This is a genomic window from Sphingomonas sp. Leaf198, from assembly GCF_001424005.1.
Classification (GTDB): Bacteria; Pseudomonadota; Alphaproteobacteria; order Sphingomonadales; family Sphingomonadaceae; genus Sphingomonas.
In genome coordinates, this window is the sequence record NZ_LMPX01000002.1 from 1135992 (window position 1) to 1155375 (window position 19384).

18 protein-coding genes are annotated in these 19384 nt (G+C 65.0%); 4 read left to right on the plus strand and 14 right to left on the minus strand.

What is annotated here, in order from left to right; all coding sequences use genetic code 11:
* Positions 1 to 13: 13 nt before the first annotated feature.
* Positions 14 to 2857 (minus strand): M16 family metallopeptidase, encoded by a 2844-nt coding sequence (locus ASG20_RS12095; protein ID WP_056052507.1) that lies wholly within the window; start codon positions 2855 to 2857, stop codon positions 14 to 16.
* A 376-nt stretch (positions 2858 to 3233) separates the two neighbouring features.
* On the opposite strand from ASG20_RS12095, the gene ASG20_RS12100 reads away from it, so the two are divergent.
* Positions 3234 to 3749 carry a MucR family transcriptional regulator gene (locus ASG20_RS12100; RefSeq protein ID WP_056052510.1) on the plus strand — a complete coding sequence of 172 codons (516 nt, stop codon included), beginning with the start codon at positions 3234 to 3236 and terminating at the stop codon, positions 3747 to 3749.
* Between the two features lie 147 nt (positions 3750 to 3896).
* On the opposite strand, the gene ASG20_RS12105 is transcribed toward ASG20_RS12100, so the two are convergent.
* The 5 genes from ASG20_RS12105 to ASG20_RS12125 form a co-directional block, all read right to left on the minus strand.
* Complete coding sequence (locus ASG20_RS12105) at positions 3897 to 4697, minus strand: dienelactone hydrolase family protein (protein WP_231420708.1); 801 nt, start codon at positions 4695 to 4697, stop codon at positions 3897 to 3899.
* An 85-nt stretch (positions 4698 to 4782) separates the two neighbouring features.
* Positions 4783 to 6015, minus strand: coding sequence for a diaminopimelate decarboxylase (lysA, locus tag ASG20_RS12110; protein ID WP_056052513.1), 1233 nt, complete (start codon positions 6013 to 6015; stop codon positions 4783 to 4785).
* A gap of 70 nt (positions 6016 to 6085) precedes the next feature.
* Entirely contained in the window at positions 6086 to 6349 is a 264-nt protein-coding gene (locus ASG20_RS12115) for a hypothetical protein (RefSeq protein WP_056052516.1), read from the minus strand.
* Positions 6346 to 6864 carry a methyltransferase domain-containing protein gene (locus ASG20_RS12120; RefSeq protein ID WP_082470957.1) on the minus strand — a complete coding sequence of 173 codons (519 nt, stop codon included), beginning with the start codon at positions 6862 to 6864 and terminating at the stop codon, positions 6346 to 6348. The genes ASG20_RS12115 and ASG20_RS12120 overlap by 4 nt, the downstream gene beginning before the upstream one ends.
* Before the next feature lie 13 nt (positions 6865 to 6877).
* Complete coding sequence (locus ASG20_RS12125) at positions 6878 to 7141, minus strand: hypothetical protein (protein WP_056052519.1); 264 nt, start codon at positions 7139 to 7141, stop codon at positions 6878 to 6880.
* 361 nt (positions 7142 to 7502) lie between these two features.
* Between ASG20_RS12125 and ASG20_RS12130 the strand changes: the two genes are divergently transcribed.
* Entirely contained in the window at positions 7503 to 10067 is a 2565-nt protein-coding gene (locus ASG20_RS12130) for a PAS domain S-box protein (RefSeq protein WP_082470916.1), read from the plus strand.
* A 298-nt stretch (positions 10068 to 10365) separates the two neighbouring features.
* Here the strand turns inward: ASG20_RS12130 and ASG20_RS12135 are convergent, their stop codons facing one another.
* The 4 genes from ASG20_RS12135 to ASG20_RS12150 all read right to left on the minus strand — a co-directional run bounded on the left by ASG20_RS12135 (position 10366) and on the right by ASG20_RS12150 (position 13330).
* Positions 10366 to 11220: an alpha/beta fold hydrolase gene (locus tag ASG20_RS12135; protein ID WP_056053145.1), complete on the minus strand. Its 855-nt coding sequence runs from the start codon at positions 11218 to 11220 to the stop codon at positions 10366 to 10368.
* A gap of 72 nt (positions 11221 to 11292) precedes the next feature.
* Positions 11293 to 12297 carry an NADP-dependent oxidoreductase gene (locus ASG20_RS12140; RefSeq protein ID WP_056052522.1) on the minus strand — a complete coding sequence of 335 codons (1005 nt, stop codon included), beginning with the start codon at positions 12295 to 12297 and terminating at the stop codon, positions 11293 to 11295.
* Complete coding sequence (locus tag ASG20_RS12145) at positions 12294 to 12515, minus strand: hypothetical protein (protein WP_056052525.1); 222 nt, start codon at positions 12513 to 12515, stop codon at positions 12294 to 12296. The genes ASG20_RS12140 and ASG20_RS12145 overlap by 4 nt, the downstream gene beginning before the upstream one ends.
* Before the next feature lie 35 nt (positions 12516 to 12550).
* The gene (locus tag ASG20_RS12150) at positions 12551 to 13330 is read right to left on the minus strand and encodes an SDR family NAD(P)-dependent oxidoreductase (RefSeq protein ID WP_156364264.1); all 780 of its coding nucleotides are present in this window, start codon (positions 13328 to 13330) and stop codon (positions 12551 to 12553) included.
* A gap of 106 nt (positions 13331 to 13436) precedes the next feature.
* Here ASG20_RS12150 and ASG20_RS12155 point away from each other — a divergent pair, with 106 nt between their 5' ends.
* Together ASG20_RS12155 and ASG20_RS20030 are read left to right on the plus strand one after the other, a co-directional pair.
* A complete protein-coding gene (locus tag ASG20_RS12155) occupies positions 13437 to 14021 on the plus strand; it encodes a TetR/AcrR family transcriptional regulator (RefSeq protein WP_056052531.1) in 585 nt (194 codons plus the stop codon).
* Positions 14018 to 14143 carry a hypothetical protein gene (locus ASG20_RS20030; protein WP_269083211.1) on the plus strand — a complete coding sequence of 42 codons (126 nt, stop codon included), beginning with the start codon at positions 14018 to 14020 and terminating at the stop codon, positions 14141 to 14143. Before ASG20_RS12155 ends, ASG20_RS20030 begins: the two co-directional genes overlap by 4 nt.
* Before the next feature lie 837 nt (positions 14144 to 14980).
* Here the strand turns inward: ASG20_RS20030 and ASG20_RS12165 are convergent.
* The 4 genes from ASG20_RS12165 to ASG20_RS19410 all read right to left on the minus strand — a co-directional run bounded on the left by ASG20_RS12165 (position 14981) and on the right by ASG20_RS19410 (position 19367).
* Positions 14981 to 16234, minus strand: coding sequence for a right-handed parallel beta-helix repeat-containing protein (locus ASG20_RS12165; protein ID WP_056052537.1), 1254 nt, complete (start codon positions 16232 to 16234; stop codon positions 14981 to 14983).
* Between the two features lie 482 nt (positions 16235 to 16716).
* The gene (locus ASG20_RS12170; RefSeq protein ID WP_231420707.1) at positions 16717 to 17307 is read right to left on the minus strand and encodes a response regulator transcription factor; all 591 of its coding nucleotides are present in this window, start codon (positions 17305 to 17307) and stop codon (positions 16717 to 16719) included.
* Positions 17308 to 17374: 67 nt separating this feature from the next.
* Positions 17375 to 18427 (minus strand): sensor histidine kinase, encoded by a 1053-nt coding sequence (locus ASG20_RS12175; protein ID WP_056052540.1) that lies wholly within the window; start codon positions 18425 to 18427, stop codon positions 17375 to 17377.
* Between the two features lie 673 nt (positions 18428 to 19100).
* Positions 19101 to 19367 carry a hypothetical protein gene (locus tag ASG20_RS19410; RefSeq protein WP_156364266.1) on the minus strand — a complete coding sequence of 89 codons (267 nt, stop codon included), beginning with the start codon at positions 19365 to 19367 and terminating at the stop codon, positions 19101 to 19103.
* Positions 19368 to 19384 lie beyond the last annotated feature (17 nt).

Consider the following 19384-nt stretch of genomic DNA (forward strand, 5'->3'; position numbering starts at 1 on the left):
CTGGGCTCTGCAATTAATTGGCGCCGGCAACCGACGCCGCGGAGATGACCTCGACCGGCAGGCCGATGCTGTCAAGCTGCGGCCGCACCGTCTTCGCATCGCCGACCACGACCCAGATCGTCTTCTTCGGATCGATCGCCTGCTGGATCGCGGTGTTGAGTTGCGGCAGGTTAAGTCCCTGATAGCGCTGCGTGATCGTCGCGTAGTAATCGTCGGGACGCTTGAGCAGGTCGTTCTGCTGCATCGCGCTCAACACCGCGTCGGACGTCTCGAAATTGCCCGACAGCGAACGGATCGCACCGTTGATCGCACGATCGAACTCGGCCTGCGTCATCGGCTCCTTGCCGAGGAACGCGCCGATATCACTCCGCAGCGCAGCGATCGACGGGCCGGTCTGGTCCGCCTGCACCGGTGCCGACAGGATGTAGGGCGCGGCGTGCTCGACCTGCTGGAACCGCCCCGACACGCCGTAGGACCAGTGCTTGCTCTCGCGCAGATCCATGTTGACGCGACCGAGGAAGCTGCCGCCGAGCGCATCGTTGGCGGTGACGATCGGCAACAGGTCCTGCGTGCCCTTCAGGCCGGTCGGGATGCCGGCGAAGATCGCCGATTGCGGGCTGTCCGGCCGATCGACCAGCACGATCTTCGGCCCCGACGGCGTGACGGTCGCCGGAAAGACCTTGGCGCCCGCCGCGCCGGTCGGCCGCCACGTGCCGAACCGACCGTCGAGCGCCGCCTTCACCTCGGCGAGCGGACGATCGCTGACGACGAAGATCTTCGCCTTGTCGGGCCGCAGCCATGCGTGCTGGAACGCGATCAGGTCCGATCGGGTCAGCGCCGCGACCGCCTTCGGATCGCCGCTGCCGATCGCCTTGGCATAGGGCGATGTCGGCCCCTGGATCAGCGGCGGCATGACGCGGGCGTAAATCCCGCCCGGGCTGGTCAGTTCCTGCGCGATCTGCGCGAGCTGCTGGTTCTTGACGCGCGCGACCTCGGCATCGGCGAACGCCGGGTTCTGCGCGATGTCCGCGAACAGGTCGATCGCCGGCGCGAGGTTCGCACTCGGCACCTGCAACGACAGGAAGGTCCGGTCGCTCGACGCGCCCGAACCGATATCCGCACCCAGCCGCTCCTTGGCCTCGGCCAGCGCGACCGAATCGCGCGTGGGCGTGCCCTCGTCCATCATCGCCAGCGTCAGCTGCTGCGTGCCGAGCTTGCCCGCGACGTCCGCCGCGGTGCCCGCATCGAAGCTCAACACCGCCTGCGTCACCGGCACCGCGGTGCGCTGCGCGTAGACGACCTCGATACCATTCGCGAGCCGGGTCCGCTCGACCGTCGGGAAGCTCAGGCCGGCGACCGTGCCGACGCCCGGCAACGGCCCCCGCGTCCCCTTCGGCGGCGCCTCGGGTGCGGGAACGACGTTGGCCTTGGGCGGCACAACCGCGTTGGCATAGGCATCGCGCGGCCCCGGCACGACGGTCAGCGAATAGGCCGGGCGCGACAGCCACTTCGCCGCCGCGGCCTTCACGCTGGCCGGCGTCTCGGCCGCCAGCTGCAACAGCTGTTTCTTGTAATAGCCAGGATCGTTCGAATACAGCGCGCCCTCGGCCAGCGTGACCGCCTTGCCGCCGAACCCACCGACCGATTCCAGGCCTTCCATCGTCCGGGCCGCGGTCGTCGTCGCGACGCGGCTGACCTCGTCCGGGGTCGGACCGTTCTTCAGGAAATCCGCGAGGATCTCGTCGATCCGCTTCGACACCAGCGCAGGGTCGACGCCCTGCCGGACGATCGCCTCGATTTCGAACATGCCGAGCTGGCTGAAGCTGCTGTTGCTCGCCGAGATCCGCGTGACCAGCTTCTCCTTCTTGACCAGCGCAGTATCGAACCGGCTGCTGGCGAGGCCACCGAGCACGCCCGCCGCAACCTCCAGCGCTGTGCCATCCTTGTCGTTCAGGCCGGGCACCACCCAGTTACGGCTGATCATTACCGCCGCGACGCGGTCCTTGATCGTCTCGCTGACAGGGGCCGGCAAGGTCGGGATCGGCGCCGGCGGGACGATGCTCTGGGGCCCCTTCGGGATGCCGCCGAAATACTTCTCCGCGAGGCGCTTTGCGGTCGCCGCATCGACGTCGCCGGCCAGCACCAGCACCGCGTTGTTCGGGCCGTAATGATCCTTGAACCAGTCCTTCACCGTCTGCAGCGACGCCGCATCGAGATCCGCCATCGAACCGATCGTGGTGTGGCCGTACGGGTGATCCGCGGGGAACAGCCCTTCGGTGGTCTTGTACTGGGTCAGGCCGTAGGGCTGGTTGTCGCCCTGGCGCTTTTCGTTCTGGACGACGCCGCGCTGCTCGTCGAGCACGCCCTGCGTGATCGCGCCGGTCAGATAGCCCATGCGGTCGGATTCGAGGAACAGCGCGCGGTCGAGCGCGGCGGTCGGCACCGTCTCGAAGTAATTGGTGCGATCGTAATAGGTGGTGCCGTTGAAGTCGGTCGCGCCGACCTGCTTCAGCGGTTCGAAGAAGTCGCCGGGTGCGTTCTCGGAGCCGTTGAACATCAGATGCTCGAACAGATGCGCGAAGCCGGTCTTGCCCTTCGGCTCGAACTTGGATCCGACATTGTACCAGACCGACACCGCCACCACCGGCGCCTTGCGATCGGTGTGCACGACGACGCGCAGGCCGTTCTTCAGCGTGAACTGCTGGTACGGGATATCGACCGACTTGACGAGATCGGCGACCGGCGCCGGCTTTGCAGCTGAAAGAGCACGGGCTGCGGGAGCTTGTGCCCAACCCGGCGCGGCCGACAGAAACGCTGTTGCGGCGACACCGGCAAGAACCGTCTTTTTCGAAACCATATGCGTCAGTGATCCTCGCCTTAATTGTCACCTCACCATAAGTGCCCCGCGGGTTTGAGCAACAGAAATGACAGGCCGGCGATACGTGGAAATTCGCCGCGACGGGATCGCCGCATTCTGCATAACAGAATCTACGGCCTCCGGCATGACGCCGTTCGACTTAAAGACCGCATGATAGATTTTTCATCTTGCAGCCGGCACCGCTTTTCGATGATCCGAGCCATTCTTCGGTCGACCGTCCGAAATCAGGACGATTAGCACTCGATCATGCTAATCGAAACTTTATCCAACATTTGCGCATTGTAAGGATTGCCAATTTATAGATGAACATTGTAGGCGCGCCGCACAGGGGCCATTATCACTTCAAGGATATCTCGTGACCGATACACTCAATACCGTCGAACTCGCCGCCGAACTGACCGCGGCATGGCTCGCGAACCCGAACACGCGGACCGCGGCAGACGACGTTCCGGCTTTTCTGCTTGCGATGCATGCCGCTGTCGCCAAGCTCGTCGATGCGGGTGATGCAGAGCCCGAGGCCGCACCGGTTTCGACCGCAGAGCCCGCAGTATCGGCGCGCAAGTCGCTTGCCTCGCCCGACCACATCATCTCGATGCTCGACGGCAAGAAGTACAAGACGCTGCGTCGTCACCTTTCGACCAACGGCCTGACTCCGGAACAGTATCGCGAGCGCTTCAACCTGAAGCCCGATTATCCGATGGTAGCAGCAACCTATTCGGAAGCGCGTCGCGCGATGGCCAAGTCGATCGGCCTCGGTCGCAAGGCGGGTTCGACCGTCGAGAAGGCTGCCGGTTCGGCGGCAACGACGGTTCGCAAGACCGGCAAGGCAGCACTCGATGCCGCCAAGAAGACGCTCGGCAACGAGGGCTGAAGCACGGTCGGGGGAAGGTCGTCTTCCCCCGACTGTCGGCCCGCGGCGATGGCTGCGCGGCCACGCGGGTCGACATTTTAACGCCGCACGCGCTTGGTCCGATAGCGGCGTGCCCTGTCGGCAGGCCGCTATCGCCAAGTCACCGCATCACGCCAGGGCGCCGCGGTAGAAGTCCAGCGTCAGCGTCATCGCCTGAAGGAACAGCGCGGGATCGTAGCGCGGCCCCTCGTCCCGCAGAAATGCGTGCTGGGCGTTCAACTCATGCCACGCATAGGTCGCACCGACCTCTTCGAGCCGCGCGCGGATCCGTTCGCGGCCGGCAAAGGGCACATGCGGATCCTGCCGCCCCCACACGAACATTGTCTGCGCCTTCAATTCGGCCATGCGCATCAGGCTGTCATCCGACCGTCCCGCGCCCAGCGTGCCCGAATGGATATCGGTCGGATAGAAACACGCCGCCGCCGACACGCGCGGATCGAGCGCGGCGCGATAGGCGAGATGCCCGCCGAGACAGACCCCAAACGTGCCGACCCTACCGTTGCACGCCGGGTTCCCCAGCAGCGCGGTCACGCCCGCCGCCGCATCGGCGTCGAACGCGGCAACCGGCTTGGCGATCTTCAGCGCATTGCCGCGGTCGGTGCCCGCCGGATCGTAGCGCAACACCGTGCCCGCCGGCTCATACTCGTGATAGACCTCGGGCACCGCCACGACATAGCCGCTGCCGGCGATCATCGCCGCCAGCCGGCGGATCGGCGCGGTGACCTGATAGATCTCCGAATACAGAAGAATGCCGGGAAAGCGTCGCTCGCCCGCGGGCCGGAACACGTGCATCCGCATCGAACCGCCGCCAGGCATCGCGACATCCTGGATCTCGTCGCCGTGCAGGATCATCCGTTCTTCCTCATACCGGTGCCGGGCAAACGCCTTGGCCGCGATCCGACCGCGCACCCGAAATGCCGGTCGAATCCCCCGCGTCCGTAGCCCGATACCGTCTGAACCGGCAATACGGCCGCCCGATGCTCGCCGTGATCCGCTAGGCCGCGAACTCGTCGGGCAGATACCGATCGGCGACGATCTCATAGCGATCGCCATCGACCAGCACCTGAGGGCTCAACGCGCGGCAGTTATAGGTCGACGCCATCGCCGCACCATAGGCGCCGGTGGCGTGCAGCACGGCAAGATCGCCGCGACCGACGCGATCGATGTCGCGGGCGACCGCGAACACGTCGCCGCTTTCGCAGACCGGGCCGGCGATGGTCGCGACCATCCGCGCGCCATCGGGGACGACCGCCTCGAACCGGTGGAAGGCATCGTACAGCGCCGGTCGCGCGAGGTCGTTCATCGCCGCGTCGACGATGACGAAGGGCTCGTCCGCGCCCGGCTTCACCCAGATCACGCGCGTCATGAGCACCCCGGCGAGCCCGGCGACGACCCGGCCCGGCTCGAACGTCAGCTCGACATCCCAGTCGCGCGTGACGCGGGCCACCATGGTCGCATAGTCGTCGAGCGTCGGGACGATGTCGTCGACGCGGTAGGGGATGCCGAGACCACCGCCGAGGTCGACGCGGTCGATTGCGTGCCCCCGTGCGCGCAGGTCCGTCACCAGCGCACCGATGCGGGCATACGCGACCTCGAGCGGCGCGAGATCGCGAAGCTGGCTGCCGATGTGGAGCGCGACCCCGACCAGGTCGAGACCGTCGATGCGCGACAGCCGGTCGTAGATCGCCGGCACGTCGGCGATCGCAACCCCGAACTTGTTCCCGCGCCGCCCAGTCGAGATCTTGGCATGCGTGCCGCCGTCGACATCGGGATTGACCCGGAGCACCGCTGTCGCCCGCATCCCCCGCGCAAAAGCCAGCGCCCCGAGCACCTGGCCCTCCTCCTCCAGCTCCAGGTTGAACTGGCCGACGCCCGCCGCGAGCGCATCGGCAAGCTCGCGATCGGTCTTGCCGACGCCGGAAAAGACGATGTCCGCCGCCGCGATCCCGGCATCCAGCGCCCGCCGCATCTCGCCGCCCGAGACGATGTCGGCGCCGAAGCCGCACCCGGACAGCAATTGCAGCACCGCGCCGTTCGGGTTCGCCTTGACCGCAAACGCGACGCGCACGCGGGGAAGGATCGACAGTGCCGTTCTGAACCGGTCTGCGGCATCACGCAGCGCGGCGGCGGAATAGACGTGGACGGGCGTGCCGACCGCTTCGGCGATCGCCGGCAGCGGTACGTCTTCGGCGCACAGCACGCCGTCCCGTGGTTCGAAATAGCCCATGATGTCTCGCAGTTCGGCGGTCGGGAATACGGCGCAGCGCCGTCGTCAGGAATGCGGCGGTTCGCCGCGGTCAGGAATACGGCGGTTCGCGCCGCCGATGCGTGCGACGCAGGCGGACGGCATGGATCGCTTCGGCGGTATGACAATGGCCATGCCGTTCGGCGCGGAGGGCAACGACGACGCGCTTGCCGTTGATCGCCAGCGTCAATCCGAGCAGCGCGATCGGAAACACTAGCATCGCCAGCGCCGCACCGTTCGTCGCTGCCGCCACGCTGCAGGCGCCGACGGTCAGCACGACGCCGATCGCACGCCAGAGGATATCGCGCCTGGTCATGCCGCGACACTCCGCGCGCAGGACACCGCCCGGTCGTCGATGACGACCCACCCGGCTCTGCGCAGCGCGGCAACCGCCTGAGGCCGGCGATCGTGCGCGGCACCGCCGTGGCACAGGACGATGTCCGCGGGCAGGTCGTGCTCGGCCTGCAACGCGGTCACGATGTCCGCCACCTCGAAAGACGCGCCGATCGCAGCGTCCGGGGCGCGGTTCGCGGCGGCCCGCGCGCGACCGATCGCACTGGCCGATCGATCGATCCCGCGCACCTCGATCGCGGTAAAGCCGAGCATCCTCGCATGATGCGCCGCGGACAGCAGCAGCGTACCGGCGCCGCACTCGGCATCGACGATACGGACCGCATGCCGCCCCGCTGCGCGCAATGCCGACAATGCGGCGGCGACCTGCGGCCAGCGTGGATCGTGGTGCGTCGACTTGGCTGCGGGATGCGGGGCCCCGGTCCCCTTTCCCGTCGTGATCGCGGTACGCGACCGGACCGGCAGAGCATGAACGTTCATCGCCATCTCTCCGTCATGCCGCACGGGGCAGCGCGCGCTCGTCCCGACCGACCGGGGCGAACGACACGAGTGGCGTGAGCGGCATCGCGGCGACCTCGACGCTCGCATGATAGATATCCCGCTCGGCCTGCGCATAGTGCATCGCGGCGGCGTAGGAGATGAAGCGGCCTTCGAGCGTTCGCCTGCTGTCCTGGACGAGCCAGTGCCCGGCGCGATCCTGACCGACGAAGATGACGAGCCCGGTTGGATCGGGCTCCGATATGGGTTCAGACGACATGTCGCCCTGCTGCCTTTCGTGACGCGAGCGTCGTGCCCGCCCCCAACATCTACGGGGCCCTGCATAGGGATTCGAGATCGATCCGCGCCGATCGCATAGTGCAGACATAGTGTCCGCTCGGTCGGTCGCGGTTTCGGTTGTCCTCGCCGCATCACGCGCGCGATCGGGTGTTCGCGGCGTTCGTCGCGCACGATCGCTGACCGGCGGGGCGCTCGACGACGAGAGCCCGCCATCCCCTTCGCCCCCCGCCCCGAACGCGTCGCGTTCGTCCGAACCGACCATCGCCCCGATAATCAGCGGTGTCGTCGAATGCCGTAATGCCGATTTCCAAACGGCGGGACGATCGCTACGGATTGCGGTGATGAATGCCGAAGTAAGCCCTGCTGCCAATACCTTACCACCCCAACTGGCGTTTCTCGCCGGGGGCGGCGAGGCGGCCCGCCTGATCCTCGGTCGCGACTGGACGAGTCATCCGCTCGGACCGCCGGAAGGCTGGTCGGACATTCTGAAGTCCAATCTCAGCACCATCCTCAACTCGCCGGAATCGATGATCCTGGCGTGGGGCGAGGACGACCTGATCTTCTTCTTCAACGACGCCTATTTTCCGCTGCTGGGGCCGCGTCTCGACTGGGCCATGGGATCGCCTTTCAAAACCGTCTGGCCCGATGCCTGGGAGCAGGCCAAGCCGATCATCGACGAAGCGTTCGCGGGGCGGAGCCAGCGGTTCGTCGATCTCCCGTGGAAGCTGGATACCGATCGCGGGCGTGCCGACACCTGGTTCAGTTTCTCCTACTCGCGCATCCTGGACGCGCGAGGCGCGATCGCGGGCCTGTTCGTGTTCACCAACGAGACCACCGAGCGGGTCCTTGCCGACGCGGCGCTGCGACAGAGCGAAGAGCGGCTCAGACTGGTGATCGAAGGGGCCAAGGATCACGTGATCTTCACGACCGATCCGATCGGCATCATCACCACCTGGTCGGCAGGCGCCGAGGTCGTGCTCGGCTGGTCGGCCGACGAGGCGATCGGCCAGCCGTCCGCCATGATCCTGGCGGACGAGGACGACGTCAGCGGCCCGAAGCTCCCCGCCCTGGGCAGCGCCGCTCGCCAGAATTCGGCGCACGACGAACGCTGGCACGTCCGGCGCGACGGATCGCGCGTGTTCCTCACGGGATCGGTCCATCCCCTGCCCTACGACGCACAGGGAAAGCCGCGCGGCTTCATCAAGATCGCTCGCGACGAAACCGAACGACGTCGCGCGGAACAGGCGTTGCGGGACAGCGAGGCAGCGGCGCTGGTCGATGCGCAGCGGGTGCAGCTTGCGCTCGCGGCGGGCGCGATCATCGGGACCTGGGTCTGGGATCTGCCGAGCGATCGCTTCACCGTCGACGAACCCTTCGCACGCGCGTTCGGCCTGGACCCGGCGATGGGCCGCGAGGGCCTGAGCCTCACGCAGATCGTCGCCACCGTTCACCCCGACGATCAGGCCGGTCTGGCCGAGGCGATCAGCGACGCGATCGCCCGCGGCGGCGGGTACGCGCATCAATATCGGACACGGCGCGCAAACGGCGAATATCACTGGCTGGAGGCGAATGGGCGCGTCGATCACGCACCGGACGGCACCCCGACGAGTTTCCCCGGGGTCCTCATCGACGTCGAGGAACGCCGCAAGGTCGCCGCGGAGCGAGACCGTGCGCTGAACGAACTGCGCCGCTTGAACGAGACGTTGGAACAGCGCGTATCCGAGCGCACCGCCGATCTGATGCGCGCCGAGGAAGCGCTACGCCAGAGCCAGAAGATGGAGGCGGTCGGCCAGTTGACCGGCGGCTTGGCGCACGACTTCAACAACCTGCTGACCGCGGTGACCGGGGGTTTGGAACTGCTCGCGCTACGCGTCGCGAAGGGCGAATACGACAAGCTCGATCGCTACGTCGCGATGGCCCAGACCGGTGCGAGCCGGGCCGCGGCGCTGACCCAGCGGCTGCTCGCCTTCTCGCGCCGGCAGACGCTGGCACCGACGCCGACCGATGCCGATCGCCTGATCGCCGGGATGGCGGAGATCATCGATCGCACGCTGGGCCCCGAGATCGAGGTGAAGATCGTCTCGACCACCGGTCTCTGGCCGGTTCTGGTCGACGCGCCGCAGCTGGAGAACGCGCTTCTCAACCTGTGCATCAATGCGCGCGACGCCATGCCGCATGGCGGGCGGTTGACGATCGCGACGCAGAACACGTGGCTCGACGCTCAGGCGGCGGCGGATCAGGAGCTCCACGAAGGCGACTATGTCGCGCTGTACGTCACCGACACCGGCACCGGGATGACGCCGGAGACCATCGAACGCGTCTTCGAGCCGTTCTTCACGACCAAGCCGATCGGCGAAGGTACCGGTCTCGGCCTCTCGATGATCTATGGCTTCGTCCGCCAGTCGGGCGGCCAGGTGCGGATCTGCTCGGAGGTAGGGCGTGGCACGGTTATGTGTCTCTATCTCCCCCGCCACGACGGCGAGGCGGCAGTCGCCGACCGAGCGCCCGACGAGAGCGGCGTGATCCGGGCATTGCCGGGTGAAACGGTTCTCGTCGTCGAGGACGAGACCGCGATCCGGGATCTGGTCACCGAGGTCCTGTCCGAAGCCGGTTACCGCGTCCTGCAAGCCCCGACCGGCCCCGCAGGGGTGAAGCTGCTTCGCTCCGATGAACGGATCGACCTGCTGGTCACCGACGTCGGCCTGCCGGGCGGATTGAACGGTCGTCAGGTCGCCGATGCGGGTCGCGCGGTCCGGCCCGACCTCAAGATCCTCTTCGTCACCGGCTATGCCGCCAACGCCGCCGTCGGCGCGGGCCATCTGGTCGAGGGCATGGAGGTCCTCACCAAACCGTTCAGCATCGCCGACTTCGAAAAGCGGATCCGCAGCATGATCGGCACCGACTGATCCCTGCGGGTGTGGGAATGAATTGTGACGCTCGTATACCGGCATGGTAAGGATGCTCCGCCATACGACGCGGGCTACAGTTAAGTGATAGCAACCTGCTTCTTGATCAACTTTACCATTTTCGGATGTATCAAAAATCCTTCACTTTCTTATATTTCCGCGATCGCATCGTATTCATCCTGCATAATTGCCTCGTCGCTCTCAGCGATGTCGCCGCACAATTTTCAAACGACAAAGATGATGAATTGGGAAGGTCAGCTGCGCAGCTTCCGCCCTCCGCGATCGTCGCGAAGAAAGCTCAAGTATCGAGGAACGCGATCGCCCGATCGGCGAACAGTTCGTGATACTGGAAGATCCCGCCGTGCCCCGCGTCTGGGTAAAGGACGAGTTCGGCACCCGGGATGCGGCGCGCGAGATCCCGCGAATTCTCGCTCGGGACCATGATGTCGTAGTCTCCATTGGCGACGAGTACCGGCTGGCGGATGACGCCCAGATCCTGCGCGAACTGCGCTCCCCAGGCCGTGATCGCCTTCAGCTGGCGCAAGAAGACTTTCGGCGTGACGGCAGCATCGCGGTCGGCCTTGCGGACTTTCAGACGCGCGAGGAACGCCTGCGCCGCGCGACGGCTGGGCTTGCTCGCGGTGAAGAACAGGAACGTCTTCGGATCGCGGAACGTCAGCATGCCCTTGAGGATCAGCGGCCAGGATACCGAGCCGACCTTATCGATGCCGGTACCGCCCGCCGGCCCGGTGCCGGTGAGGATCAGCCGGCGGACAAGCGCCGGGCGCTTCAGCACCATATCCTGCGCGACGAAGCCGCCCAGCGAGAAGCCCATGAGGTCGATCGCATCGAGCCCGAGCGCGTCGGTCGCCGCGAGGATGTCGTCCGCCATGGCCGAGACCGTGAGCGGTGCCTCGCCGCCCGACGCGCCGACACCGCGGTAATCGAACGCGAATACCGGCCGGTCGGCGGCCAGCGCCTCGACGATCGAAGGATCGAAATTGTCGAGGTTGGCGCCCCAATGGTTGAGCAGCACGAGGGGGACGCCGCGTCCCCCGCCAAGCTGCCGATAGGCAAAGCGAGTGCCCGCAGCCACTACCGTTCGCGTGGCGACGCTGGCCCACGCCCCCCGGGACGATTGCGTCTTGGTCATCGTGGAGTCCTTGTTTTTTTTAGTCGGGAGCATGGGCTGGGTGCGGGTCCAGGCCCCGTCACGGGCGGATCGTCACGGGCGCACCGTCACGACGACCTTGCCCTTGGCGCGGCCGGAATCGACATAGTCCACCGCGTCGTTGAGGCTTTCGAACGGGAAAATGCGATCGACGACGGCCTGGATCGAACCCTGGTCGATCAGCGCGCCAAGCTTGCCCAACTGCTCGCCATCGGCGTGCATGAACAGGAACGAATAGGCGATGCCCTGCCGCTTAGCCTTGCGCCGGATTTTCGCACTCATCAGACGCAGGACGAGCCGTATGACCGGGTTCAATCCCTGCGCCTTGGCGAATGCCGGGTCCGGCGGTCCCGATATCGAGATCAGCTTGCCGCCCGGTTTCAACACCGCGAGCGACTTTTCGAGTGTCTTCGCGTCCAGGCTGTTGAGGACGACGTCGTAGCCGGACAGCAGCTCGGAAAAGTCCTGCGTCTTGTAGTCGATGACGATGTCCGCGCCGAGGCGCCTGACCTGATCGGCATTGGCGGCGCTCGCGGTCGTCGCCACGGTCGCGCCGAGATGCTTGGCGAGCTGGATCGCGATCGTGCCGACGCCACCCGAGCCCGCGTGGATCAGGATCTTCTGGCCGCGTTTCAGGCCCGCGCGCTCGACCAGCACCTGCCATGCGGTCAAGCCGACGAGCGGGATGGACGCCGCCTCCGCCATCGACAGGCCGGCGGGCTTGACGGCCAGATCGGCTTCGTTGATCGCGATGCGCTCGGCAAAGGTGCCGATCTGCCCGTCGCGCGGGCGGCCATAGACCGCATCGCCGACCTTGAAGCGGCGCACGCCCGCCCCGACCGCCGTGACGATGCCGGCGAGATCATGCCCGAGGACGAAGGGTGGCTTGTAGGGCAGGATCGGCTTGAACGCGCCGTCGCGGATCTTGCCGTCGAGCTGGTTGATCGCGGTGGCGTGGATCTCGACCAGCACCTCGTCGGAGGCGGGTACCGGATCGGGCCGTTCGACCAGGATCAGCCGTTGCCCCTTGCCGTACCGTTCGAGCTGATATGCCTTCATGCTGCGCACTCCCGGGTGGCCGCCGCGGCGGGATGATCGATATAGCCCTTGGCGCCGCGGCCATAGAGCGTCTGCGGCTCGATCTGCGCAAGAGGCGCTAGGTCGGTCGACACCGGACTGACACCCGCGCGATTGCGGATCGGCGGCGCCAGGACGAAGCGATTGGCGAGCCTGACGCAGTCCGGATCATAAGACGAGAAGAGGCTGGATTCCGACATGGTGCGGATCTTTCGTGTGGAGGCGTTAGAGGGGATCACGCGGCGTAGCGCGGTGCGGGACGGATCTCCCCGAAGCCCGGCAACATCGCCCGTCGCGCTCTCTGGAACGCGTCCCACAGATCGCCATCGTGCAGCGGCGGGATCGTCACGGCTTCACGCGCATCGTAGCCAGCGAGCGCCGCGTCGACCATTTCGCCCACCTCCATCATCGGCGGCAGCGATGCCTCGTCGGCACCGGCGCGGCCCCAGAGCTCGGTGCGCGTCGCCGCTGGCAGGACCGCCTGGACGTAGACGCCCTTCGGCCCCAGTTCGAGCGCCAGCCCCTGCGACAGGAACAGCACGAACGCCTTGGTCGCGCCGTAAACGGTCATGCCATATTCGGGTGCCAGCCCTACCGCCGAACCGATGTTGATGATCGCACCATCGCCGCGTGCCGCAAGCCGCGGTGCCACTGCGCTCGCGAGCCGCGCGACCGAAGTGGTGTTCAGCGCGATCAGGCGATCGACGGCCTCGGTCGGCTGATCGACGAAATTGCCCCCCAGCCCCGCGCCAGCATTGTTGACGAGGATGCCGATGCGGTCGTCGTCGCGCAGCCGCGTCTCCACGACGGCCATCTGGTCGAGGTTCGTCAGGTCGGCTGGCAGCACGTCCACTGCGACGCCGGTCTCGCCGCGCAACTTCGCGGCCAGGGCATCGAGGCGGGCGGCATCGCGCGCGACCAGAACGAGGTCATGGCCGCGGCGGGCGAAACGATCGGCATAGGTCGCCCCGATGCCGGTGGAGGCGCCGGTAATGAGGATGGCTGGCTTGGTCATCGGATTGCCCTTTTCGAAACGGATCGCTATATTAATGACAGACGTCATGAATAGCTAAATGTGATAGCCATCATGAAACGTCAACAGAGAGCTGGAGATTATTTCGATGAAGGTCAGTCGCGAGCAGATGGTCGAAAACCGTCGCCGCATCCTGCAGGAGGCCAGCCGGCTGTTCCGCGACCGCGGCTTTGCGGCGGTGACGGTTGCCGATGTCATGAAGGCGGCTGGGCAGACTCATGGTGGCTTCTATGGTCACTTCGCTTCGAAGGACGACCTGATCGCCGCGACGATCGCGGATACGCTGGCGGGCGAGAGCGCCGGCATGGCCGATATCGATGCGTGGACCGACGCCTATCTGTCGCCCTTGCACCGGGAGAACCCCGACCGGGGATGCCCGATGGCCAGTCTCGCCGGCTTGATGCGCCACCAGACGCCTGAGGCGCGTGCGGCCATGACGCACGGGCTGAACGCGCACATCGACCGCTTCGCACGCGGTCTGCCGGGCGACGGCGACGCCGAACGCCGCCAGGCCGCGATCGGCCGGTGGGCGGCGATGGTCGGCGCCGTCGTGCTGTCACGCGCCGTCGACGACACCGCGTTGTCGGATGAGGTGTTGCGCGAAACCCGGGCGTGGATCGCAGCGACGCAGCCCGCCGTCCATGCCGATCACGAAGAGGACGCGCGCACGTGAATGTGTCGAACGATCATGCGGATCGCGATGGCCATGACCAGTTGGCGGCATTGCTGGCGACCAACCGCAATCCGCCGATCGGCGACTATGGCCCCGCCCGCTCGCGGGGTGCATGTCGCTAACCTTGGGCACCGCGGCTCAAGCCGCTGCGCCCAAGGCGGACGTCGCGATCTGGCGCCTGGATTGCGGTCAGATCCAGATGAACGACGCGGCTCTGCGCTCGAGCGTTATGATCGGATCAACCTTCCGGAACTAATTCAGTAAAGCGGGCGGGGAGATACCAATGGCGGAAAGACTATCGCTATCGGCGGTCGGCCGACTGTCCACCTGTGCGGCTGTCCTAAGCGCGTTACTGAGCGCGCAGGTGGGATACGGCCAGACTTCCAGCCGTGGGTATGAGCCTCCCAGCTACCACGATGGCGAAACGCATTACGAAAAGAGCGAAGAGCATTTTGGCCGATTTACCGTGGTGCGATCTGTCGAGGACTGCCGCGACGTTCCTATGCTTGATTTTGGCTGTTGGCTGACGAAAGAGGCCAAACTCGAATGGCATGACAGTTCGGGGGCTATCGGGTTCTCATTTGTCGATAACGGCGAAAGTGTTCGATTCAAAGCCGAGGCCAAAAGCGCAGACGGTCGGACACTCTGCCTCAGTCGGGGCCCGCTCGTTGGATACGATCCCCAGCCGAGTAGAAGCGAAAACTGGTACGATCTCCAACCCTTTATCCGTCGGCAGCTTGTTGCCTGCACGGCGATTTCGCCCGCCGTTTTGAATGGAGCGCTTAACGAGGCGAAGGCTTCCGGGACGGACTACGGGTCGGCGGCAAACTGGTGGAAACACGTTTCTGCCGAACTATTCGGAGCAAATGCGCGCCGTTGCATCGCGGAACGAATGGCAAAGCCCTTCACTATGCCGCCGCGCTTCGAGTGCGTACGATACTCGCAGGCACGGCCGGCTATTATTCGTTGAACGCGCCCAAACCCTTCAGCGGGCTTTCGGCGCGCAGGTGGAAGCTATGGAGTACAGGGAGGCTGCCGTCGGCCTGCCGTGGTGCGTCCCAATGACGGTCCGAAACATCCTGGAAATCTGCGCGCGTCACGCGCGTCGGCAAGGTCCAGGAGTTGTGGGCCATCTTCAGCCCGTTAGTATGCGAGGTCAGGACGGTGCCATAGGCAATGTTGTTACGCAGATTGCCGAGCGAAATGGGAGAGCCGTCGGCCGATATACCCAGCATGTCGTATTGGACACCGTTGGAGAAGGCGGTGTTGTTGATGAAGTCCAAGGCCAGCGGGTGGTGATTGGCGTAGAATCCCGCCGCCTTGTTGTCGAACGCGACCGAGAAGCGGACGATGTGCTTGACGGCATTCGGGGTATATCGTCCGCCATAACCGCCCGCCTTGATACCGTTGCCGTTGCCTGCCGCTAGAGGACTGCGCGTGCCGGGCAGATAGCCTTGCTGCCATGCCCAGCACTGCTCGATCGTCACCGGCGAAAAGGCGTTGATCAGGTCGAAGCCGTCGTCCGAATTGGCCCATGCGCGGTCACCGCGGAAGACGTTGCCCGGGTGGCCGGCCTTGATATGGGCGCCGAAGCCGTCGGCGCTCTGCCCGGCGCCGTTGGAGGTGTAGGGATCATAATTGTGGTGCGAGTCGGTGTTCAGCACCAGGTTATAGCCCCCATCCTGAATGAAAAGCCCGGGTCCCATATTATGGTGGAGGTTGAGCCGTTCGTAGATATTGTGGCTGCCGCTGTTCCAGACGCCCCATGACTCGTGGTTCAGGTGATTGTCCGGCTGCTGCGGGACGCCCGTGACCTCCAGCCCCTTCAGGTGAAGCCAGCTGCCGGTGACATCGAACCCCTTGACGCGGCAGTCGTCCTTCATCGCAGAGAAATCGAACACGGGTGTCTCGCCGGGATAGGCCCAGTAGCGGATCGGCTTTCCTTCGCCGCCACTTTTGTCCAGTATCACGGCATTCACTGTGTCCGTGCGCGTGGCGCAGCGGTTGACGCCGGACGTGACGACATAGCGTCCTCCACGAAAGTAAACCGTATCGCCGGCTTGCGCACTTTGCTGCGCGCGCTGGACGGTCTGCCACGGTGTTCCGGGCGAAACCCCGGAGGCCCGATCGTTGCCATCGGGGGCAACGTAGAACACCGTCGCGTGCGCAGGGAACGAAGCAACGAGCAGAATAGCCGGCAAAATTCTGATCACGTCACAGTCCCTTCGGCGATCGCTGCCGACCCGTTGCAGCCTTAAAACTTTCCCTTTCGAGGCTAAGGTCATGTCGAAGCGTCGGCAAATGACAAGCCCGTCACCGAGCCTGTTAGGTCTGCGCCCTCCCGCATCGAGACGTTCCGACAACTCGAATGGCGGGCGAGAAGGCGTTGGCGTACTCGAAATCGATTGGTGATCGGCGCGGCCAGCGCCGTCTCGCCGGGGATCGAGTTTGGCAAACGCGAGCGTTCTCGAGACCCAACCACAACGGATCGACATTCAGGAGTTCCAAAGCGAATGATGTCTGACCCATGGTGCACTTCGTGCGGCGCGGCGCGGAGCGATGGGGATCAGGCGATACGAGTTGAACGCGGCGCCGCGGACGCGGATCGCGCCGCTGCTGCCGGGCGAGGAGCATACGCATTCCATTTCTGGATCCTAATCGAGAACACACCGGCCGCCTTGCTCACGTCAGATCGTCAAACGGCTGCCTCTCGGAGCTCGTCAGACATTCGTACGAGGTCGGGCAATGTCTCGGCTTGCATCTTTCGCATGACCGTAGCGCGCCGGACCTTAACCGTAATTTCCGCGACATTCAGGGCCGTAGAAATCTCCCGGTTGGTACGGCCTTGCACGACCATATCCATGACCAGGCGTTCTCCGGGGGCGAGTAGATCCGCGCGCGCGCGCACCGCCGCGACACGATTGTGTATGCGACGGTGTTCGATATCTTCTAAAATCGCTGCGTTCACAGCATCGATCAGCATCTGATCATCGAACGGCTTGGCGAGGAAATCGACGGCTCCCGCCTTCAAGGCACGAACCGACATGCGAATATCGCCGTGCCCGGTCACGAATATGATCGGCAGCCTGATGCCGCGCCGTCCGAGCTCGGTCTGCAGATCGAACCCGCCGAGTTCGGGCATCCGCACATCGAGAATCAGACAACCAGGACGCTCTACCGGATCGTCGCGCAGGAAATCGCGCGCGGACGCATAGGACATAGATTCGAATCCGACCGACGTGAGCAAGTCGTCGACGGCCGCCCGGATCGGCGCATGGTCGTCCACGATCCGAACCAGCGGGCGAACCGTGGGGGGCTCGACATCATCGAGGCCAGGCGGAGCGGAAGTCAGGTCACTCTCCATTCGAACCGGGTAACAACACTCTGAACGTCGTGCCGCCACCCGGCGTGTCAAGGTAGTCGAGTTGCCCGTTGTGGTCCTCCACGATCGTCTGACTAATGGTAAGACCGAGACCGGTGCCACCTTCCTTGCTTGTCCAGAACGGCTCCCACAGGCGCTCCCTGGCCTCTTTGCCGAGTCCGCTTCCATTGTCGGCGCAGGCGATCACGATCATGCCGTCCACCTGCAATCTCGACGAAACCTCGATCGTTCTCGTTGCCGGATCGACCGTCTCCAAGGCCTCCAGCGCGTTGAGCAGGAGGTTGCTGACAACCTGCTGGATCTGCACCCGGTCCCCAATGATGACCGGCAGGTTCGATTTCAGATCCAGTACCAGAGTCGTCCCGCTCCGTTCCACCTCGCCCTGCGCCAACGCCGCGCACTCCGTGATCACGGTATTTATCGCGATCGGCTCACGTAATGGCGCGTGGCGACGGGACAGGCGACGGACGCGCGCTATCACCTCGCTGGCCAGGTTCGCCGCGTCGACTACTCGCCCCGCGGATTCATGGGCTTTGGTGATGTTCGGCGGATCGGCATCGAGCCAGCGACGACACGCGCCGGCACTGGCCGTGACGGCCGCGAGGGGCTGGTTGACCTCGTGGGCGATCGACGTGACCAGTTCGCCCAGGTTGCTGATCCTGGACAGACGAAGGAGTTGGGCGCGGGCTTCGTGATAAGCCGCCTCGGAGGCGATCATCCGCAACCCGAGGTAGGTCGTGACGATTATCGCAGCCGTACTGATCGCCAGGTTGATCAACCCCGCTTCACGCGAGCCCGACGCGGTGAGCACCGAACTCAAGATCGTCAGCGCGACGCACGTCGCCGCCAGCAGGATCACATCTCGACGGTTCAGCAGCCGGACCGACATCAGGATCGGGACGACGTAGAAGACCGCTGCCGCGATCTCGAGATCGGTCACCGTATCGCTTACGAAGACGGTCAGGATCGTCGCGGCGATGACGGCTTTCGGCCAGGCCCGCGGTCCGGTGCGATGCGGCTGCATCACGACGATCCCCCGGCATTCGCGACCGGACGTGCGTGGGCGGTTCCACCGAGACCCACCACCCGTTCGTTTTCGCGAGCAATCACGGAAACCGATTCACGAATGTAGGATCGCCGCCCCTGATGATTACCGTTCTCCATGGAACGCAATTGCCACATCAACCCGCTCCTCCCAAATCCTATCTTCCGAAGTATACGCCGATACTTTGCTCGTATACCTATCTATATATAGGATATACCATAGTATATGGCTCCGATATCGTTACAGCTACTCATAACAAATCTGACGATTATATGCTTGCAAACGCCTTTTTCAGAGCATAGCGGCAAAACTTACAAAGCACATCCTGCCCCTCCCGCTTTAGGATGGCCAGGATTTGTTGGATTAATACCGCAACAGGTGACGTATCGAACCACGATCTACTCCCATTGCCGGGGACGGAGACAGGCGGGCTGGTGCTCCCCTGATCACGTCGACCGGCATCGGGTACGGAAGAGGCTTCCGGGAACGGTGACACCGTCCTGAAACGCTTCGTTCCGGACCCGATCAATCATGTCCGGAACGAAGGAGGTCGTCATGGCCGTCTTGAATATCCTTGGCGCCGCGCGTGCCTCGAACCACTGCCGCACGTCGGTGGTAATCCCCCCGCGGCGTCAACGCCGGCGCATCTCGGCTACCTCGTGCTCACGCAAGCGGTGAAGCGCTGGTACATCGCCCGGTTCGAGGCATGGTTGTGACCCGGCGTGTGCAGCTTGCCACCGGTATCAGGCGCAGGCTTTGCGCAATCGGTCGCCGCTTTTCGAACGCCGCGACCGTCGCCGGGGCAATCGCCGCCCTGCGCGAGCCGCAGTCCTCCGCTGACGAGCGAACGCGCCGACTTCTGGTCGCCTGCCCGCTCCTCACCCGATCCGCATCGCGCGTCCCATGCCGCCGATAGCACCACGCCTCTCCGGAGTT